This window comes from Actinomadura sp. NPDC048032, from assembly GCF_040653175.1.
Classification (GTDB): domain Bacteria; phylum Actinomycetota; class Actinomycetes; order Streptosporangiales; family Streptosporangiaceae; genus Spirillospora; species Spirillospora verrucosospora.
Map to the genome: position 1 here is coordinate 1 of NZ_JBEZJP010000625.1, position 3,372 is coordinate 3,372.

General features: G+C 74.6%; 3 protein-coding genes. 1 reads left to right on the forward strand and 2 read right to left on the reverse strand.

Going from position 1 to position 3,372, the window contains the following annotated elements; all coding sequences use genetic code 11:
- Window positions 1–868, forward strand: an 868-nt coding sequence (locus tag AB0C69_RS40200; protein ID WP_360361662.1) for a dihydrodipicolinate reductase, incomplete at its 5' end; no start/stop codon positions are given.
- Between the two features lie 9 nt (window positions 869–877).
- On the opposite strand, the gene AB0C69_RS40205 is transcribed toward AB0C69_RS40200, so the two are convergent.
- Together AB0C69_RS40205 and AB0C69_RS40210 are read right to left on the reverse strand one after the other, a co-directional pair.
- Window positions 878–1,705 carry a nitroreductase/quinone reductase family protein gene (locus AB0C69_RS40205; protein WP_360361665.1) on the reverse strand — a complete coding sequence of 276 codons (828 nt, stop codon included), beginning with the start codon at window positions 1,703–1,705 and terminating at the stop codon, window positions 878–880.
- A gap of 298 nt (window positions 1,706–2,003) precedes the next feature.
- On the reverse strand, window positions 2,004–3,372 hold a 1,369-nt coding region (locus AB0C69_RS40210), incomplete at its 5' end, for a response regulator transcription factor (RefSeq protein WP_360361667.1).

The window sequence follows — 3,372 nt, forward strand, 5'->3', positions numbered from 1 at the left end:
GGCCCTGCGACCCGACTGCGTCGTCTACACCTCGATGGCCGACGTCCGGCTGACGGAGGCGATCGACGACCTGTGCCGCATCCTGCGCGCCGGGGTGAACGTCGTCTCCAGCAGCCCCGTCTTCCTGCAGTTCCCGGACGGCGTCGTCCCGCCCGGGATGTCCGACCCGGTGCGCGAGGCGGCGGCGGCCGGCGGCGCGTCCCTGTTCGTCAACGGCATCGACCCCGGCTTCGCCAACGACGTGCTCCCGCTCGCCGTCACCGGCATCAGCGAGCGCATCGAGCAGGTGCGCTGCATGGAGATCCTCAACTACAACACCTACGACCAGGCCACGGTCCTGTTCGACATCATGGGCTTCGGCCGGCCGATGAACGACGTGCCGATGCTGCTGCAGCCCGGCGTCCTCACCATGGCGTGGGGGAGCGTCGTCCGGCAGATCGCCGCCGGCCTCGGCGTGGAGCTGGACGGGATCGCCGAGTGGCACACCCGCCTGCCCGCGCCCGAGACCTTCGCCGTCTCCGCCGGGACCATCGAGAAGGGCACGGCCGCCGCCCTGCGGTTCGAGGTGGGGGGCATGCGCGGCGGCGAGGCCGTCGTCGTCCTGGAGCACGTCACCCGGCTCCGCGACGACCTCGCCCCCGACTGGCCCCAGCCCGCCGGCGCGGGCTGCTACCGCGTCGAGGTCCGCGGCGAGCCGAACTACACGGTGGACCTGAGGCTCCTCGGCACCGACGGCGACCACAACACCGCGGGCCTGAAGGCCACCGCGATGCGCCTGGTCAACGCCGTCCCCGCCGTCGTCGAGGCGCCCCCCGGCCTGCTCACCGCCCTGGACCTGCCGCTGATCCCCGGCCGCGGCCTCCTCTAGGCGCGCCCCCTAGAACTCCAGGGCGTCCAGGAGCGGGACGAGCCGCTCCTCCTCGCGGTCGAGGTGCGCCTCCAGCGCGGCGGCGAGCCGGCCGACCTCGGCGAGCAGCGACGCGGAGTCGCCGGCGTCCAGGACGCGGCGCAGCTCCTCCAGCAGCGCGCTGATCGTCTCGTGCTCGTCCCTCAGCTCCGCCAGCACCGGCCCGAGCTCGGGGTGGCGCCGCTCCAGGACGGGGAACAACCGCTGGTCCTCGCCCATGTGGTGGTGGCCGAGCCCCTGGCACATCGTCAGGCAGTTGACCCGCAGCTGGGCGCCCACGGCGGCCCCGGACGCGGCGACCTCCTTCCGGATCAGCTCCAGCTCCCCGCGGAACGCGTCGTGCACCGCGACCAGCATGGCGCTGGGCGACTCCGGTCCGGCGGGCGGTCCGGCGGCGACCTGGACCAGCGCGACGACGGGCAGCGTCCGCCCCGACTTCTCCTCGTACGCGGCCCAGCCGGGATCGGCCTCGGCGGCCCGCGCGAAGGCCCGGTCGCGCTCGTCCCCCTCCAGGACGACCGCGTCGGCCTCGTAGGCGAAGACGCCGCTCTCGACCGTGACGCGCGGGTTCGCCACCAGGTTGTGGAACCAGGCGGGGTTCCTCGGCGAGCCCCCGGCCGAGGCGATGACCAGGACGCGCCCGACACCGTCGGGCAGGTAGCCGAGCGGCGTCGTGTGCGGGGCGCCGGAGCGCGCTCCGGTGGTGGTCAGCAGGAGCAGCCGCCCGCCCTCGAACGGGCCGCCGACCCGCCCGCCGTTCGCGCGGAACTCCTCGATGACCTGCTTGTTGAAATCCATTCGTCTCCTGTTTTCGGGCATGGCGAATAAGCCGCGGAAAGAACGCGCGGCCGCGGCTTGGGAAAGGTGATGAAAGGGCATGCCGGAAGCGCGGGCATGCCTGATGACGTCGCGCTGCGCGCATGAAGGACAATGCGCTGCGCGCGCGGAAGGTGAAGAGGAAGGGGGAGTGGAAGAGGCGGGCCTCGGGCCCGCTCCGGCCTCACTCGGAGGCCGGGAACCTCACTCGCTCGTGGCCCATGGCCGACCCGGCAGTCACGAAATGCACATTACCGGCGCCCGGTCCGCCATCGCAAGATCAGATTCCCTCGCGGTGGGCGACGGCGGCGGCCTGGGTGCGGCTGGAGACGTTCAGCTTGCCGAGGATGTTCGACACGTGCACGCTCGCCGTCTTGGGTGAGATGAACAGCGCCGCCGCGATCTCCCGGTTGTTGCGGCCCTCGGCGACGAGCTTCAGCACCTCCCGCTCGCGCCCGGTGAGGGAGGCGAGCGGACCGGACGGCCCGGTCCGCGGCTCCGCGCCCGCGCGGCCGGTCCCGAGCCCGGCGCGGGCGCCGAGGTCGCGCAGCGCGGCCAGCAGCGGCGCGGCGCCGAGCCGCTCGGCGGCCCGCACGGCCGCCCGCCACTGCACGGCGGCCTCGTCCCGCTCGCCGTTCTCGGCCAGCGCCTCCGCCAGCCGCCACCGCGACCGCGCCACCTCGTAGACGAACCCGCCGTCGGCGTCGCCGTAGGTGAACAGCTCGGCCGCCCTGCGCCACAGCTCCACGTCGTGGACGCCGTCGAGGCGGCGGCGCTCGGCCTCCGCGCGGGCCAGCCAGCCCTGCCCCTCCCAGCCGAGCCAGCCGCGCGGCTGCCCGTCGACGTTGACCGCGACGACGCTGCGCGCGATCCGCAGGAGCATGTCGCCGGTCTCCCGCGCCGCCCGCAGCGCCTCGTCGTCGTCGGCGGCGCGGGCGCGGGCCGCCCGCTCGGCCTCCGCCCACAGCCCGGTCGCCGCGATGCGGATGGCCCCGACCGTCTGGACGTAGACGGTGTCGACGACGTCGCCGATGTGCTCGGCGGCCGTGTCCGGGTCGCCGCGCCACAGCGCGTGCTCGGCCGCGAGCCCGCGGGCGAGGTAGTTGACGAACGCGTCCTGCCCCCACAGTGGAGCGATCCAGCGCAGTCGCTCCTCGACCGTCGGGGCGCCCTGCGCGACCTCCAGGAACAGGGCGTACGCCGACACCTGCGCCTCGGGCGTGCGGACGACCTGCACGGCGAACTGGTCGGCCAGCCGGCCCGCCTCCGCCCAGTTCCCCGACGTGTAGTGGACGAGGTAGCGCAGGGAGCGCAGCACGGTGCCGAACGTGCTCCACACGATCCCGTTGTCGACGGCGTACTTCACGCCCGCGTCGGCGGCGCGCACCGCGCCCGCGAGGTCGCCGCGGTCGAACTTCGTCCGGGCGTGGTGGAACGCCGCCCGCATCGCGATCATGGAGCTGTCGCCGGCCGCCGCGGCCAGCTCGTGGGCGCGGGCGAACACCTCCGCCACGCCCGTGTCGGCCTCCCGCGACTCGCGGTACAGGCCGAGCGTGACCAGCAGGCTGGCCTCGGCGCCGGTGGCGCCCGCCTCGCGCGCCGTCTCGATCGCGCGCTCGGCGTACCCGGGCATCTCCCCGGCCGCGTCC